At 29.4% G+C, this 13,983-nt stretch carries 18 protein-coding genes; 15 read left to right on the plus strand and 3 right to left on the minus strand.

Annotation, left to right across the window (positions count from 1 at the left end):
• Positions 1 to 178: 178 nt before the first annotated feature.
• Positions 179 to 301, plus strand: a complete 123-nt coding sequence (locus BUB83_RS22725; RefSeq protein WP_278336932.1) for a hypothetical protein — start codon at positions 179 to 181, stop codon at positions 299 to 301.
• A gap of 416 nt (positions 302 to 717) precedes the next feature.
• Here BUB83_RS22725 and BUB83_RS11370 read toward each other — a convergent pair whose 3' ends face one another.
• Both BUB83_RS11370 and BUB83_RS11375 read right to left on the minus strand, forming a co-directional pair.
• On the minus strand, positions 718 to 1,878 hold the full coding sequence (locus BUB83_RS11370; RefSeq protein WP_073338596.1) for an IS91 family transposase: 1,161 nt from the start codon (positions 1,876 to 1,878) through the stop codon (positions 718 to 720).
• Positions 1,871 to 2,362 (minus strand): tyrosine-type recombinase/integrase, encoded by a 492-nt coding sequence (locus tag BUB83_RS11375; protein WP_341465351.1) that lies wholly within the window; start codon positions 2,360 to 2,362, stop codon positions 1,871 to 1,873. The genes BUB83_RS11370 and BUB83_RS11375 overlap by 8 nt, the downstream gene beginning before the upstream one ends.
• A gap of 519 nt (positions 2,363 to 2,881) precedes the next feature.
• Between BUB83_RS11375 and BUB83_RS11380 the strand changes: the two genes are divergently transcribed.
• From BUB83_RS11380 to BUB83_RS22450, 3 genes are all read left to right on the plus strand, one after another.
• A complete protein-coding gene (locus tag BUB83_RS11380) occupies positions 2,882 to 4,135 on the plus strand; it encodes a 4Fe-4S binding protein (RefSeq protein ID WP_073338597.1) in 1,254 nt (417 codons plus the stop codon).
• Positions 4,136 to 4,421: 286 nt separating this feature from the next.
• The gene (locus BUB83_RS22320) at positions 4,422 to 4,946 is read left to right on the plus strand and encodes a YcxB family protein (protein WP_073338598.1); all 525 of its coding nucleotides are present in this window, start codon (positions 4,422 to 4,424) and stop codon (positions 4,944 to 4,946) included.
• A 6-nt stretch (positions 4,947 to 4,952) separates the two neighbouring features.
• Positions 4,953 to 5,276, plus strand: coding sequence for a hypothetical protein (locus tag BUB83_RS22450; RefSeq protein WP_073338599.1), 324 nt, complete (start codon positions 4,953 to 4,955; stop codon positions 5,274 to 5,276).
• 75 nt (positions 5,277 to 5,351) lie between these two features.
• Here the strand turns inward: BUB83_RS22450 and BUB83_RS11395 are convergent, their stop codons facing one another.
• Complete coding sequence (locus BUB83_RS11395) at positions 5,352 to 5,864, minus strand: alpha/beta fold hydrolase (RefSeq protein ID WP_073338600.1); 513 nt, start codon at positions 5,862 to 5,864, stop codon at positions 5,352 to 5,354.
• A 451-nt stretch (positions 5,865 to 6,315) separates the two neighbouring features.
• On the opposite strand from BUB83_RS11395, the gene BUB83_RS11400 reads away from it, so the two are divergent.
• The 11 genes from BUB83_RS11400 to BUB83_RS11450 all read left to right on the plus strand — a co-directional run bounded on the left by BUB83_RS11400 (position 6,316) and on the right by BUB83_RS11450 (position 13,897).
• Positions 6,316 to 7,116: a lantibiotic ABC transporter permease gene (locus BUB83_RS11400; RefSeq protein WP_073338601.1), complete on the plus strand. Its 801-nt coding sequence runs from the start codon at positions 6,316 to 6,318 to the stop codon at positions 7,114 to 7,116.
• Between the two features lie 311 nt (positions 7,117 to 7,427).
• Positions 7,428 to 7,790 carry an NUDIX domain-containing protein gene (locus BUB83_RS11405; RefSeq protein WP_073338706.1) on the plus strand — a complete coding sequence of 121 codons (363 nt, stop codon included), beginning with the start codon at positions 7,428 to 7,430 and terminating at the stop codon, positions 7,788 to 7,790.
• Between the two features lie 11 nt (positions 7,791 to 7,801).
• On the plus strand, positions 7,802 to 8,629 hold the full coding sequence (locus BUB83_RS11410; RefSeq protein WP_073338602.1) for an MBL fold metallo-hydrolase: 828 nt from the start codon (positions 7,802 to 7,804) through the stop codon (positions 8,627 to 8,629).
• A 62-nt stretch (positions 8,630 to 8,691) separates the two neighbouring features.
• Positions 8,692 to 9,738, plus strand: coding sequence for a hypothetical protein (locus tag BUB83_RS11415; RefSeq protein WP_073338603.1), 1,047 nt, complete (start codon positions 8,692 to 8,694; stop codon positions 9,736 to 9,738).
• Positions 9,739 to 9,946: 208 nt separating this feature from the next.
• Complete coding sequence (locus tag BUB83_RS11420) at positions 9,947 to 10,504, plus strand: GNAT family N-acetyltransferase (RefSeq protein ID WP_073338604.1); 558 nt, start codon at positions 9,947 to 9,949, stop codon at positions 10,502 to 10,504.
• Positions 10,505 to 10,546: 42 nt separating this feature from the next.
• Positions 10,547 to 10,972, plus strand: a complete 426-nt coding sequence (locus tag BUB83_RS11425) for an NUDIX domain-containing protein (RefSeq protein ID WP_073338605.1) — start codon at positions 10,547 to 10,549, stop codon at positions 10,970 to 10,972.
• Positions 10,973 to 11,251: 279 nt separating this feature from the next.
• Complete coding sequence (locus tag BUB83_RS11430; protein ID WP_073338606.1) at positions 11,252 to 11,977, plus strand: metallophosphoesterase family protein; 726 nt, start codon at positions 11,252 to 11,254, stop codon at positions 11,975 to 11,977.
• A 161-nt stretch (positions 11,978 to 12,138) separates the two neighbouring features.
• On the plus strand, positions 12,139 to 12,375 hold the full coding sequence (locus tag BUB83_RS11435; RefSeq protein WP_073338607.1) for a hypothetical protein: 237 nt from the start codon (positions 12,139 to 12,141) through the stop codon (positions 12,373 to 12,375).
• 10 nt (positions 12,376 to 12,385) lie between these two features.
• Complete coding sequence (locus tag BUB83_RS11440; RefSeq protein WP_073338707.1) at positions 12,386 to 12,589, plus strand: DUF3791 domain-containing protein; 204 nt, start codon at positions 12,386 to 12,388, stop codon at positions 12,587 to 12,589.
• Positions 12,590 to 12,638: 49 nt separating this feature from the next.
• Complete coding sequence (locus BUB83_RS11445; RefSeq protein ID WP_073338608.1) at positions 12,639 to 13,676, plus strand: S66 family peptidase; 1,038 nt, start codon at positions 12,639 to 12,641, stop codon at positions 13,674 to 13,676.
• Between the two features lie 29 nt (positions 13,677 to 13,705).
• Positions 13,706 to 13,897 carry a hypothetical protein gene (locus tag BUB83_RS11450; RefSeq protein WP_073338609.1) on the plus strand — a complete coding sequence of 64 codons (192 nt, stop codon included), beginning with the start codon at positions 13,706 to 13,708 and terminating at the stop codon, positions 13,895 to 13,897.
• Positions 13,898 to 13,983 lie beyond the last annotated feature (86 nt).

Genomic DNA, 13,983 nt, shown 5'->3' on the forward strand with positions numbered 1-13,983 from the left:
ATACATAGCAAATTATACGAATGTTGGCGCGAAAAAATACTCAACCTCTGAATTAGAAAGCAAGTTCGTCGGCAAAGCCTCCTTACTAGTGCACCGGTGCTGATTAGCAAATTGTAAATAATGTTAATTGTAGTTAATAAGCACCGGTGCTCCTAGTGAGGAAGTGCAACTGACGAACTTGTTAGCTGATGTATTAATGAATACCGAAAGTATTAATTGTACTATGACAGCAAATGGTATGGTTGCTTCAAGAACAACACAATTAGGAAATGATTTCATTAATTTTATTGTGGATAAATAATGTGCTTCCACAATGATACATAATCAAACTACCATTTATGAATGTCCTTAAAATCTCCGCTAAGCGATGAAGAATTCTTTGTGTATCTCTTATAAATAGTAAATAAGAATAATGTATTCAACTTCCCATTATACATAGCAAATTATACGACTGTTGGCGCGAAAAAAACTCAACCTCTGAATTAGAGATTGAGTTTAGAAAAAGCATTCAGCACGCCAACTTTGGATAATTACTATAGCGCGAAACCGCGGTTATCGAAGCAAGAACTATGGGGTTTGAATAATTCCATTTCGCATAAATTAAAAGATCATTTAAGAAAAAACTTCTAATACATAAGTAAAAAACATTTAAGAATATAGTAAATCAAGGCATTTTGACGTATTGGCCCCCTCCCCAGAAAGAGGCATATTATAAAGTTATGCTGTTTTGATCATGATTGGTGGAGAATTAGAAGGAGCAATAATTCGTCTAAGTTTTTCTGAACCACATTTGGGGCATTTTGTTATATCTCTACCAGTTATTTTCAAGATAAGTTGAAGTGTTGAAAGTTTTTCTTTAACTAAAATAGGTGTATTGGTAAGTTCTTTACATATATTTAGTTTGATAGTTTTGTTTCTATTTCCTAGCAATCCATAGTGTCTTATTTTCATGAATCTTCGTGGCAGTATATGAATTAGAAACCTACGGATAAATTCATCGGCAGAAAGTTTCATTTGTTTATTCTTGCAGTTATCTTTGTAATCACGCCATTTGAATGTGACATAACCATTTTCAATATTAAGAATACGATTGTTGGATATAGCAACTCTGTGAGAATATCTACCTAAATATTCAACTACGTAAGCCGCATTTTTAAAAGGTGGTTTGCAGTAAACAACCCATTCTTTCGAATAAAGAGAGGAAAGGAACTTTTCAAATTCTTTTCCCGAAGAAAGCTGCTCTTGGCTGCCATGAAACTCAAGTTTATTTTGGTAATAAAGCTGTTTGAGATAATACAGGAATTTTCCTCTCAATTTTCGAGATAGCACTTTCACAGGGATAAAAAATTTCTTTCTACTATTTACCCATGTTCCATTTGGTGATAGTCCACCACCAGGGACAATGCAGTGAATATGAGGATGATGCATTAAATTTTGCCCCCAAGTATGTAACACAGAGGTGAATCCAAGCTTTGCACCAAGATATTTTTTATCTGCGGCAAGCTCTTCAAGGGTTTCTGCAACAGCTTTGAACAATACAGTATAAAGTTCTTTCTGATTTTGGTAAGCTATCATATTTAGTGTATCTGGAATGGTGAACACTACGTGAAAGTAACCGATGTTAAGTAAATTGTTCTTTTGATTTTCAATCCAGTGTTCTTTAGCAAGAGTTTGGCATTTAGGACAATGTCTATTACGGCAAGAATTATAAGAAATCTGGGTGTTACCACAACTTTCACAAGTGTCTATATGACCACCTAACTGTGAAGTTCTACAGTATTCAATTGAAGACATAGCTTTATATTGTTCAAATGTAAGTTTATGTAGTTCGCGATATTCTTCGCCATATTTTATAAAAATATCTTGAACTTCAATCATTATTTTTATCCAATTCTGATAATGTATCAAGAGGACTAATTACATTTAGAGCATCAATTTTTACTAAATGTAAGTAAAAACCAGTTGTACTAATGTCTGAATGGCCTAATAGCTGTTTTATATGAAATAAATTTGTGCCTGACTCAAGTAAATGGGTTGCAAAACTATGTCTTAAAGTGTGTGGGGTAACTTTCTTAGTGATTTTGGTTATTTGTATATATTTTCGAAATATATTCTGAACTGCTCTTGAAGTAATGTGTGTACCAGTATGGTTTCTACTGTAGAAAAGCCATTCTTTAGGGTGGTAAGCTTTCCAATAATCTCTTAGTATCTCAAGATTAGATTGTGAAAGTAGTGCATATTTATCTTTGGCACCTTTACCATTACGAATTAGAAGCTGCATTTTGTTACTATCGATATCTGAAACTTTAAGGCAAGTAACTTCGTTAAGTCGAAGACCAGCTCCATAAATGTAATATACCAGTTAATCTTTATCCCTATAAAATATAGTACAAATCTTTATGGGAAATAAGCATTAAAGATGGAATTCTTATTATACCAATACTTGCTTGGTCAGTGATATCAAAATACTGGATACTTCAGAAAAAGAAACCTATTTATGGGGATATTTCAGAAAAGATTTCTTTGCTATTTTTAAACATAAAATTACTTCAGAATTTTTTCAACTTCAATATGACAAGTGCCATGGTGGTAATAATAATTGGCATAATTGTACTAGTTCTATCTTACAGTAAAAAAATCAAACTTTACTTTATAACATCTTTAGTAATGATAGCTTTACCTTTGATCCATAGTACTTTAGAATTAAAGAATTAATTTTATTTTCTAGTGTTTTTTTATTAAGAGTGAAATTTTATTGTAATGGGATAACAAACTATGTTACGTTATGATTGATAACAGTACTCACTTTTTTGCCTGTTTTGTGATAAACTAAATTATGAAAAAGTAATAGATTCTAGTTGTACTAGAAAAGGAGAGTTTTATGGCACACTTAACAGGAAGAACAGGTTATAAAGAATTAATAGAAAGGTATAATAGATTTCCTCAAGGAGCACCAGAATCAGAATCCTTATATGAGATTTTAAAGGTAATGTTTACCCATGAGGAAGCATCTCTTGTATCCTTGTTACCTATAAAACCATTTAGTGTTAAAAGTGCATCTAAGATTTGGAAGAAATCAGAAGAGGACACATTTAATATTTTGAATGGCTTAGCAGAGAAAGCATTACTTCTTGATATGAATGATACAAAAGAGCAGAAGTATGTGGTACCCCCACCAATGATAGGTTTTTTTGAATTTGCATTAATGAGAACAGGGGGACATTTTGACCAAAAATTATTAAGTGAATTATTTCATCAATATTTAGAGACAGAAGAAGATTTTATGAGAAAACTATTGTCTTTAAAAACGCCAATAGGTAGAATTTTAGTAAATGAAAAAGCTGTTAAACAATCTGATGAAGTTTATGTATTAGATTATGAAAGAGCTACAAAAATAATAGAAAATGCTGAAAGTATTGGTGTTAGCAGGTGTTATTGTAGACACAAGGCGGAACACTTGGGTGAAAACTGTGATGCACCACAAGAGGTTTGTTTGTCCATAAACAATTTGTCACATTCTTTATCTAAATATGGTTATGCAAAACTTATTACAAAGGAAAATGCACTTGAGATACTTGAATTGTCATATAAGCACAATCTTATTCAATTTGCTGAGAATGTTAAAGATGATGTTGGGTTTATTTGTAATTGTTGTACATGTTGCTGCATGGCTTTAAAAGGCGCAAGTAAAATGGGCGTACCGCAAACAATTAGTTCCTCAAACTTTATTGCTACAATGAATGACAAATGTGTAAGTTGCAAAAAATGTGTAGAGGCTTGCCCAGTTGGATGTTTTAAAACAGAAAAAATAGATGATAAAGAAAAAGTTATATTTGATTCAACACTATGCTTGGGATGTGGCGTATGTGAAAGAGTTTGTAAATTGAATGCTATTGAGATGATTCAAAGAGAAAAAAGAATCTTTACACCAGTTAATACAGTTCATAAACTAGTTCTTGAAGCAATTGAGACAGACACTTTACATAATCTGATTTTTGACAATCAAGCAATGGCCAGCCACAGATTTATGACTGCATTTACCGGCGCATTTTTAAAGTTGCCACCAGTAAAGCAAATGTTAGTAAGTGAAAAATTTCAGTCAAAATATTTAATGAAATTAATCGAGAAAGTATAGGGTCAATTTATAACAATGTAATTGCAAATGAAAGATGCGATTAAGTTATACATCAATAGAAATAACTTGGAGATATGTAGGAATAGTAATGATAATTTCAACAATCGCTATGGTATTTGTAGAAAGAAAAGATATTAAAATTATTTATATCTGTATTTATTGGACAAATGTGTTGGGATATATGTTAAATATATGCTTAACATGATATAATTATTTAATTGATATACCTTATTTTGGGTAAATAATATTAATGAAATGCTAGAAAAGAAAGGGGTTTATAATATTTATGTATACATTTAATTTTAAATTAACCATTGAAGACTATATTAATTTTAATATGTTTCATTATTACAATTCTAAAAGTTCTCACAATACGATTACTTTAATAAGGATTATAGGCACTTTGATCATAATACTATTTCCCTTTATTATAAAAAGAACCTTTGATTTAATGTTATTTTCAATATATTTCGTTATGGGTATTCTTTTTTTCATATTATTTAAGAAATTCTTTGATAAAATTTTAAAGAAAAATGTTAGAAAAATGTTGAATGAGAATTCATACGGTGATTTTTTATTAAAAAGAACGTTAACTATTACTGATAATGAAATTCTAGATATTACAGATAATAATGAAATGAAGACAAGCTGGACAGGTGTAACTAAGATACATGAGGATGGGAAATATATCTTTATTTATATAGGAACGGCACAAGCATTTATAATACCTAAACATTTATTTGAAAATACTGATAAAGAATATGAGTTTAAAAAGCATCTAAAAAAGATGTATGATAATTCAAGGAGGTAAATTGATTTGAATTCAGGAACTTGGATTTCAATATATATGCCATTATTTATTTTGTTTTTTATTGTTTTGCCACAACACAGTGCATCAAGTAAGAGAGTTATAATAAAAATTAAAAGAAGGAGAGGTGTAAAAATTATGATGAATGAAATATTAAAAAAGTATATAGGAATGAATTGTCAAATATCTACAGGATCATTGGGTACAAATCTAGTTGGAAAAATAATTAATGTAGATGAGCGTTGGATTGAAGTTGAAACTAAAGCAGGTGAACAAGTTATAAATTCCGAATTTGTACAAAGCATTAAAATAATGAAAGCTAAGAAAAAGTAAAGTCATAATAAAAAAGTATTGGATTGTATTATAGAAGATTAATTTAATAATAAAAGTGCTACCTAAGTAACCCATCTATGACTTATATTGATATAGCCATGAATTTAGAATATATTCAAATTGTTTTGGCTGTTCTAGGAAAAATGAGTGACTTGCATTGCTCAATAAATTTACGGTAGCATTGGGATAAATATATAGTCTATCTAACATATCTCGATAACCTACAGAGGGATCTTGATAGCCTAAAAATATCAAAGCTTTATGTATATGAAAAGATTTATTGGAATCAATATAATCACTAGCGTAGTTGTTTTCATGGAGTTCTTTTACAAAAAGTTTATCTGCCAAAGCAATGGCACGAGAAAAATCGGCCTCACTTCGAAAATAAGTTCTTTCATTAATAACTACCATTTTATTTAATAATTCCTCTTGAGTTTTTTCATCAAGCGAATTAAAAAAAGATTCATCAATATCTTGGTGGGTTATTGACGCTTTATTTCTTTTTTCAGCTTGAGTAATAATTACTGGACAAATCAAAGCTTCTCCAATAATTTGATTCAAAAACCTTTTTGCAATACCTTGTGCCATATAAATAAATTCTTTTGAAGCCTTTTAATTGTACACCTGAATTTTCAATGGCTCGAACCATTGAAATACTATCTAAATACAAACCGTGAAGAATAATTAAAGGTAGCCCAGTTCCCAGTACATTGTAATGAATAGTTTGGTTTTTTATCTTAGCGATCATAGGACCCCTCCATAAAAGTATATAATAACCATAGTAGCATATTTTCATGCATATTTCATTATTATGTGAAAAATATATAAATTCATTTCAAAATGTCTAGTGTGGTTATAAGCAAAAAATAGATATATAATAGTAGTAGGATTATTATGAGTCATATGGGTAAAACTAATGTGACAAAAATCAGAATGTATATTAAAAGAAGATGGAGGAGTACTTGAAAATGAAGTTCTTGAAGATGGTGAAATAACTCAAAGATATTGGATTGAATTAATATAAAAGGAGATGGATTTAATGGAAAGAAGAAAGAACATTACATTTATAAAGATTTTAGTATTAATTACTTTTTTACTTATGATAACTGTCAATGCATTGGCAAATATCATTCCAATCAATAGGATTACCACTGGAGAAGTTTCAGATTATTACGCAAATCTTTTTGCACCAGCAGGCATAACCTTTGCTATATGGGGATTGATTTATCTTTTATTAGCAGGGTATACTATTTATCAGCTAGGCTTTCTACAAAAGGATAGCAGCAAAGCTAAGGAAGGTTTATTTAAAAAGATAGGCTTATATTTTTCAATATCATCTATTGCTAATGTAATATGGATTTTATGCTGGCATTATAGAGTAATCCCTTCAACTATGATACTGATGATTGTACTTCTTGTTTGTTTAATAATTATTGTTTTGGAAATAAAAAAAGTTGAACTTTCATTTAAAGATAAGCTTTTTATAAAACTTCCTTTTAGTATTTACTTTGGATGGATTACTATTGCAACCATTGCAAATGTTACTACACTTCTTGTAAGTATAGGATGGGATGGATTTGGAATATCTGAAGAGATTTGGACTATTATAATCATATTAGTAGGTCTTTTAATAGGAGCTATTACAATTTTAGTGAATAAAGATATTCCCTACGGTCTGGTAATAATTTGGGCCTATATAGGCATATTAATTAAACATAAATCACTTAATGGATTCAATGGAGAATATCCTGCAATAATAATCACCGTTATTATCAGTATTATATTATTAATAGTAACTGAATTATATGTACTTCTTCATTATAAAACAAGGGAAAATTAATATTGAATATTAAATATTGATAAAACAAGCAGCTGGAAGGATTTTTTCCCGTTGCTTATTTTATTTGAAAAATATTTCTATATTGAGTATAATTAAAAGAAAGTAATGGTAAAAATGGGGATTTACTGATATGAGAGAGGGATAATAAAATGGAAAAACAATTCTTTTTTTCAACAAAGGCACTTATTATAGGGATCCCACTGTGAAACTTAATTTATACTTGTACAAAATCTCCACGTTTTTAGGAGTTTTGGACACGTATAAATTAATAGTTGAACTGGGATACCTATAAAGATAATAAATTTTTAGCTATGTATTTCATAGAAAACGGGAAAAAAGTTTGGGATTTACCTGGTGGGAGAATGGAGTTTGGTGAAACTGCAGAAGAAACTTTAGCTAGAGAGATAAAAGAAGAATTAGGGGTAATCATTAAGCCCATAAAACTAGTGGATACGTGGAATTATATGAAAAATGAGTTTTCCCAGAGAACAGGTGATATATATCCTAGTGAAATAGTTTCAGGAGAAATAGAAATTTCAGATGAACATGATGGATATGAATGGATTAGTATTGAGGATAATGGAGAAATCTTTACTAGGGAAGCTTTCTTTGAGCGTATGAAATTATGGGATTGGCAGGCAATAATGAATAGTAATATTACCTTTAAAAAGTAGGAGGAGATTATTTGAAAGTTATAACATTATTTGAAAATAGAACTATATCAGAAGAATATATAAGTAAACATGGGTTATCTTTGTATATAGAAACAGCTAATCATAAAATATTATTTGATACTGGAGTGGATGATTCATTTATCTATAATGCTTCTAAATTAGGTGTGAATTTAGAAGAAATAGATATAGCAATTATATCTCATGGACATTATGATCACGGCGGCGGACTTGAAGGATTTTTAAAAATTAATAGTAAAGCAAAAATTTATATTGGGAAAAGTGCCTTTGATAATCATATAAAAATTATTGAAGGAAATGTTAAACATGACATAGGGTTGAATAAAAAGTTGTTACCTAATAGTAGGTTTATATTTGTAGACAAAATAATAAAAATCGATGATGAATTGATTTTATTTGCAGATATTAAAGGAAAGAAACTTGTACCTATAGGAAATGATAAACTACTAAAAGAAGATAGTAATGGGTTAGTTGAAAAAGATAATTTTGAACATGAAATAAATCTCTTGATTAATGAAAATCAGAAATATAGTTTGATTTGTGGATGTGCCCATAAAGGTATTGTTAATATAATAGAATGTGCAAATGATATTGTAGCCAGTCATTTGAAAATAGTAATTGGTGGATTTCATTTAAAAGGAATGGATTTTAGTAGTTCAAGGGATACAGCTTTTTTAGATGAACTCGCAACTCTATTAAGTAGCAATGGTGTAGAAAAATATTATACATGTCATTGTACTGGTGAAGAAGCTTATAGCTATTTAGATGAAAAAATAAAAAATTTGAATGAATTGAAAACAGGTATGATTATTGATCTTTAGTATAAAAAATTATAAATATAGGTAATTATAAACTATAACTTATAAACCTAGGAGGAAAAAATATGAATGTTTTATTTTGTAAGATACCATGGATGAAATACTATAATGGAATTACTGATGAGGATAAACTCAAAAATGGAAGGACTTATATAAAAGAAAATGGCGGTGAATGTTATACTTTTCAAGATTATAACGGTAAATGCTATGGGTCTATTATGTTATATGGGGATATGAATTTAGAATCATATTTTAAAGAGGATAAGAAAAATGATGACTTTTTAAAAGATATCCTTGTTGTTTGGGTTGCAACTGATGATAGAAATGAAACTAGAATTGTTGGATGGTATAAAAATGCCACTATTTATAGAAAAGAGCAGTTTGTAGAATCTTTTACAAATGAAGAATTTAATTTGTACTACAGTGTAGATGCCTTGGCAAAGGATTGTTATTTGTTACCTGAAGAACAAAGAATCTTTCCAATTCAAAGAGCGGAACAAACAAAGAATGCTACTGAATTAATTCCAAAAATAATTGAGTATATTGAAAACTACAAAGGAAATTTTGCTAATATAGTTTTTACCGATGAAAAATTAGGGGAAGTTATAGATGATAAACAAATCGCTAATGATTTTCAAGAGTTATATGATGAAGGAATTAATTGTGTTGAGGAATATGAGAAAATGGAAGCTTTGAAATTCTTTAATACTGCCAGATTAATTAAAGAAACTCCGGATTTACTCTTCAATATTGCTGAAAATTTAAAATTGTTATGCTGTTTTCACAAAGCAATCCCAGTTTATGAAAAATTAATTAAAATTGAAGGGGAAAATTTAGATAATATAAATGGATTAATGGAATGCTATGATTATATGGGAAACAGAGAAAAAACAATAGAGTACTGTAATGTATTATTAACTTTGCTAGGTGATTCTAAGGAAGATATGGAATCAAAGATTTATTATTGTTGGGTTATGTTTTTTATCTATTTTTCACTAAGGAATAAAGAAAAGGCAGAAACAATTATTGATATACTTTCTCCTTATTCTGATGAAGAAGCTAAAAAAAGTGTGGAAGAAATGCAAGCAATAATAAAGGCACACTTTGCTTGATTTCTAACTAAAATAGATATTTTACTTTAAGACATTAAAGAAAAAGTAGAAAACGCTATATAATAGTATATCAATTGAAAATATTTTCTATATTGGATGTAATTTGGAAAAGTCTAAACTAATTTATGTTTGTAATCGTAATAATTAATCCAATTCGTTAATATTGGTTAACAAGACCACAAAAGTGAAATTTCTATGGAGGAATCATATGAATAAAGTAACAAATATTTTTTTAAGAGAATTGGAACTAAAAGATTTAGATGATTATTTGTATTGGAATCATCCTAATCGTGAATTTCATAATTTTAATGGCCCTTATTTCAAAAGAAACAGTGAAGAAGAGCTAAAAAATTTTGTAGGGGAATTAAAAACACTACTTTTAAAAAGAGAAAACAATGTATTAAAGAATAAAAAAATAATAGCAAATCAAGACACTGATGAAATAATTGGACAAGTGAACTGGTATTGGAAATCTGAAGAAACTCTTTGGATGGAAATAGGGGTTGTTATTTTTAACGAGGATTATTGGGGACAAGGATTAGGCAATAAAGCCATAACATTATGGATAGATGAGATTTTCAAGCAAAATCCAGAAATTGTAAGACTTGGACTAACAACTTGGTCAGGAAATATAAGGATGATGAAACTCGCTGAAAAATTAGGTTTTAAAAAAGAAGCTGTATATAGAAAAGCAAGAATTGTTCAGGGAGTGTATTATGATTCTGTTAGTTACGGGGTTCTAAAAGAAGAGTGGAGTTTGCTATAATGTAAGGAAAAGTATGATTAAATTTAAGAAAGGGGTACTGAAATGGAAAAACAATTCTTTTTTTCAACAAAAGCACTTATTATAAAAGAAAATAAATTTTTAGCTATGTATTTTATGGTAGACGGGGAGAAAGTATGGGATTTGCCTGGAGGCAGAATGGAATTTGGTGAAACAGCAGAAGAAACACTAACTCGAGAAATAAGGGAAGAGTTAGGTGTACAAATTAAACCTATTAAGCTAGTAGATACTTGGAACTATATGAGAGACGAATTTTTTCAAATAACAGGAGTTATATATCATAGTGAAATTGTATCAGGAGAAATTGTGATTTCTGACGAACATGATGGCTATGAGTGGATTAGTATTGATGATAATGGAAATACATTTACAAGAGAAGCTTTCTTGGAACGTATGAGATTCTGGAATTGGGAATCAATAATGGATAACAGTATTACTTTTAGGGAGTAAAAAATGATAAATATATGTGTTTTAATGGGAAGTATGAAGAAAAACGGTAACACATTCAAATCTTGATTATTTAGGAATGTTAGCGGTTAGAGATATTGTTGGAATTAATGATTTTAAAACTACAGAAGTAATTGAAAAAGCAAAAGATTTTGCACTTAATATTTTTGATTCATGAAATTAAACTCAACTTCCATAATATAGAAATAAAGGATTAGAAAAAAAGTCCTATATAAGGCGGTAGAGATAAAAAACCAGGTTTTGGTTTCCGGAGGTAATAAAATGGACAGAATTGCAATAATCTCAGATATTCATGGTAACATACCCGCTTTAAAAGCAGTATTAACAGATATTAAAACACGAAATATAAAACGAATATTTTGCTTAGGCGATTTAGCAGGGAAAGGACCAAGCTCTGCGGAAGCAGTTGACTTAGTAAGAGAAAATTGTGAACTTGTAGTTAAAGGTAACTGGGATTTTTTTATGGCAGAACAGAAATCCGAAATGCTTTTATGGCATCAAAACAAATTAGGAAAAGAAAGACTTAAATTTATGAGAGAATTACCTGTGTATGCTGAGTTTTATATGAGTGGGAAACTAATTCGCTTATGCCACGCATGTCCAAATGATATATTTCATAGAACACACTTATCTTCTGATAAAAAAGATAGACTTAGATTACTTGAAGCTACTAAATCATTGGGAGAAGAATCCGATGTTGTAGGTTATGGAGATATTCATAGTGCACATATTGATAATTTTGATGGCAAAACAATATTTAATACTGGAAGTGTAGGAAATCCTTTAGATATAACCCAATCTTCTTACGCTATTATAGAAGGAGTTTATAAATCAAAAGAACCCGCCACTTTTACAACGTCAATTGTTAGAGTTCCTTATGATATAAAATTAGCAATAAAACAAGCTATGGATACTGATATGCCTGATAAAGAGGCATATATAAATGAGTTAAAAACAGGTATTTATAGAGGAAGGCGAAAAGTTTAAGACTAGTTGATATGATTATATAGAATTAGGTAAAACTTAGTAAATTATGATAATAAAACGATTAAAAATAGAGAAGCTTTTCAATCAAATATTATTTCATACGGATAAATCATTGAAATTCTGCTTATTTGACAAGTATGAGGACTTAGGAGGCGAAGATAATGGATAGAAAGAAATTTGATGCTGTGTTTCCAATTATATCTGCTGCACTTGTAGAAGAAATTGCAAAAGAATTAAAGTTACCTTATAAAGCCGCTCTTTCAGAATTATACTCATCTTATTTATATGAAATGTTGGAGCAAGAAGAAACAAAGTTATGGCAGTATAGCACAGAAAAACTATTGGAAATGTTTTTAGAACAAAGAAATAACGGAAAGATTGTATTTCCGGAGGTATGAGGTGGCATTAATGGATAAAAATATTAATTTCACAGTATTTTGTATTGAGAGCTATAAACAGGCACAAAATATTACAGGTAAAGATGCACTGAAGATTTTTAATGATAATAATATGTTTGACTATATAGAATCTTTTTATGATATCCTTCATTCAACAGGTCAGGGATACATTGTTAAAGATATTGATGTATATATCGATTCAAGAAGAAATTAAAGATTAGGCTCTAATATTTTTAAAGACAAGATTTTGTGGGGGAGAAAATATGCAATTGAAGAAACCAACCAAATTAAGAGCAGGCGATAAAGTTGCAACAATTAGCCTTTCCTGGGGTGGGGCAGGAGATGAAGATATCCTTTGGAGATATAAAGTCGGAAAAAAAAGACTAGAAGAAGAATTTAACCTTGAAGTTATTGAAATGCCACACACTCTTAGTGGAACAGAATATCTTTATAAACACCCTGAAAAAAGAGCAGAAGATTTAATGATGGCCTTTAAAGACCCTTCTATAAAAGCTATTTTTTCTTGTATTGGAGGTAATGAAAGCATAAGAATGTTACCTTATATAGATTATGAAGTAATAAAAAATAATCCCAAAATACTAATTGGATACTCAGATACAACAATTACTAATTTTATCTGTTTAAAAGCTGGAATTTCAAGTTTTTCTGGGCCTTCTATATTGGCTGAATTCGCAGAAAATGTTGAAATGTTTGATTATACAAAACATTGGGTAAATAAAACCTTATTTGATAACACTACTATAGGGAATATACCTTTTTCTGAAATTTGGACAAGTGAATACCTGCCTTGGGTCGAATCAAATAAATTCACAAAAAGGAGTGTACAAAGTAATACTAGTTATGAATTATTACAAGGACAAGGAAAGGTGCAAGGACACTTAATAGGTGGTTGTATTGAAGTATTAGAAATGATGAAAGGTACTGAATTATGGCCAAACCTTGAAGAGTTTGAAAACTGCATATTGTTTTTTGAAACATCAGAAGATAAACCTGAACCATCTTATGTTGAATGTTGGTTACGAAACTATGGGACATTGGGAATCTTACAAAAGGCTAAGGGAATAATATTTGGAAAACCTTATGATAACCTTTATTATGAAGAATATAAAAATGTTCTTTTAAAGGTTGTAAGGGATGAACTAAAGCTGAAATGTCTTCCTATATTATATAATATGAATTTTGGACATACTGCACCAATGTTTACAATACCTTATGGAGCAATGGCTGAAATTGATTGTGAATCTCAAAAGTTTAACATTCTTGAAGCAGGTGTCATTTAATTATAAATTATAAACTTAGGAGGAAAATAATGTCAAAAATAGAAACGTGGATGTTATGGTTATTTTCAGCAATTTGTTTTTTATTAGCAGGTATAATACGATTGAAAAGTGAAGTGGATTTTACCGGAATTATGTTTATCATATTAGCAGTAAGTTATATATTTTTAAGTGTCGCTAATTACAAGAAAGATAAAAAAACTAATGAAAAGAAATCTCAATAAATAGTAAATGTATTAGTATAGTTGCAATCAATAAAAAAGGAAAGAATAATTTATTTAAATTAAGGTATACTTTTCTTTAAGAATAA

Origin of the sequence: Clostridium grantii DSM 8605 (assembly GCF_900129965.1) — a bacterium.
GTDB lineage: Bacteria > Bacillota > Clostridia > Clostridiales > Clostridiaceae > Clostridium_AF > Clostridium_AF grantii.

Bases quoted from the DNA above. Each gene is read 5' to 3' on its own strand.
- BUB83_RS11370 (WP_073338596.1), bottom strand. From the start codon at position 1,878: ATGATTGAAGTTCAAGATATTTTTATAAAATATGGCGAAGAATATCGC.
- BUB83_RS11435 (WP_073338607.1), top strand. From the start codon at position 12,139: ATGGATAGAAAGAAATTTGATGCTGTGTTTCCAATTATATCTGCTGCA.
- BUB83_RS11450 (WP_073338609.1), top strand. From the start codon at position 13,706: ATGTCAAAAATAGAAACGTGGATGTTATGGTTATTTTCAGCAATTTGT.
- BUB83_RS11395 (WP_073338600.1), bottom strand. From the start codon at position 5,864: ATGGCACAAGGTATTGCAAAAAGGTTTTTGAATCAAATTATTGGAGAA.
- BUB83_RS11415 (WP_073338603.1), top strand. From the start codon at position 8,692: ATGAATGTTTTATTTTGTAAGATACCATGGATGAAATACTATAATGGA.
- BUB83_RS11405 (WP_073338706.1), top strand. From the start codon at position 7,428: ATGTATTTCATAGAAAACGGGAAAAAAGTTTGGGATTTACCTGGTGGG.
- BUB83_RS11440 (WP_073338707.1), top strand. From the start codon at position 12,386: ATGGATAAAAATATTAATTTCACAGTATTTTGTATTGAGAGCTATAAA.
- BUB83_RS11425 (WP_073338605.1), top strand. From the start codon at position 10,547: ATGGAAAAACAATTCTTTTTTTCAACAAAAGCACTTATTATAAAAGAA.
- BUB83_RS11400 (WP_073338601.1), top strand. From the start codon at position 6,316: ATGGAAAGAAGAAAGAACATTACATTTATAAAGATTTTAGTATTAATT.
- BUB83_RS11380 (WP_073338597.1), top strand. From the start codon at position 2,882: ATGGCACACTTAACAGGAAGAACAGGTTATAAAGAATTAATAGAAAGG.
- BUB83_RS22320 (WP_073338598.1), top strand. From the start codon at position 4,422: ATGTATACATTTAATTTTAAATTAACCATTGAAGACTATATTAATTTT.
- BUB83_RS11420 (WP_073338604.1), top strand. From the start codon at position 9,947: ATGAATAAAGTAACAAATATTTTTTTAAGAGAATTGGAACTAAAAGAT.
- BUB83_RS11445 (WP_073338608.1), top strand. From the start codon at position 12,639: ATGCAATTGAAGAAACCAACCAAATTAAGAGCAGGCGATAAAGTTGCA.
- BUB83_RS11430 (WP_073338606.1), top strand. From the start codon at position 11,252: ATGGACAGAATTGCAATAATCTCAGATATTCATGGTAACATACCCGCT.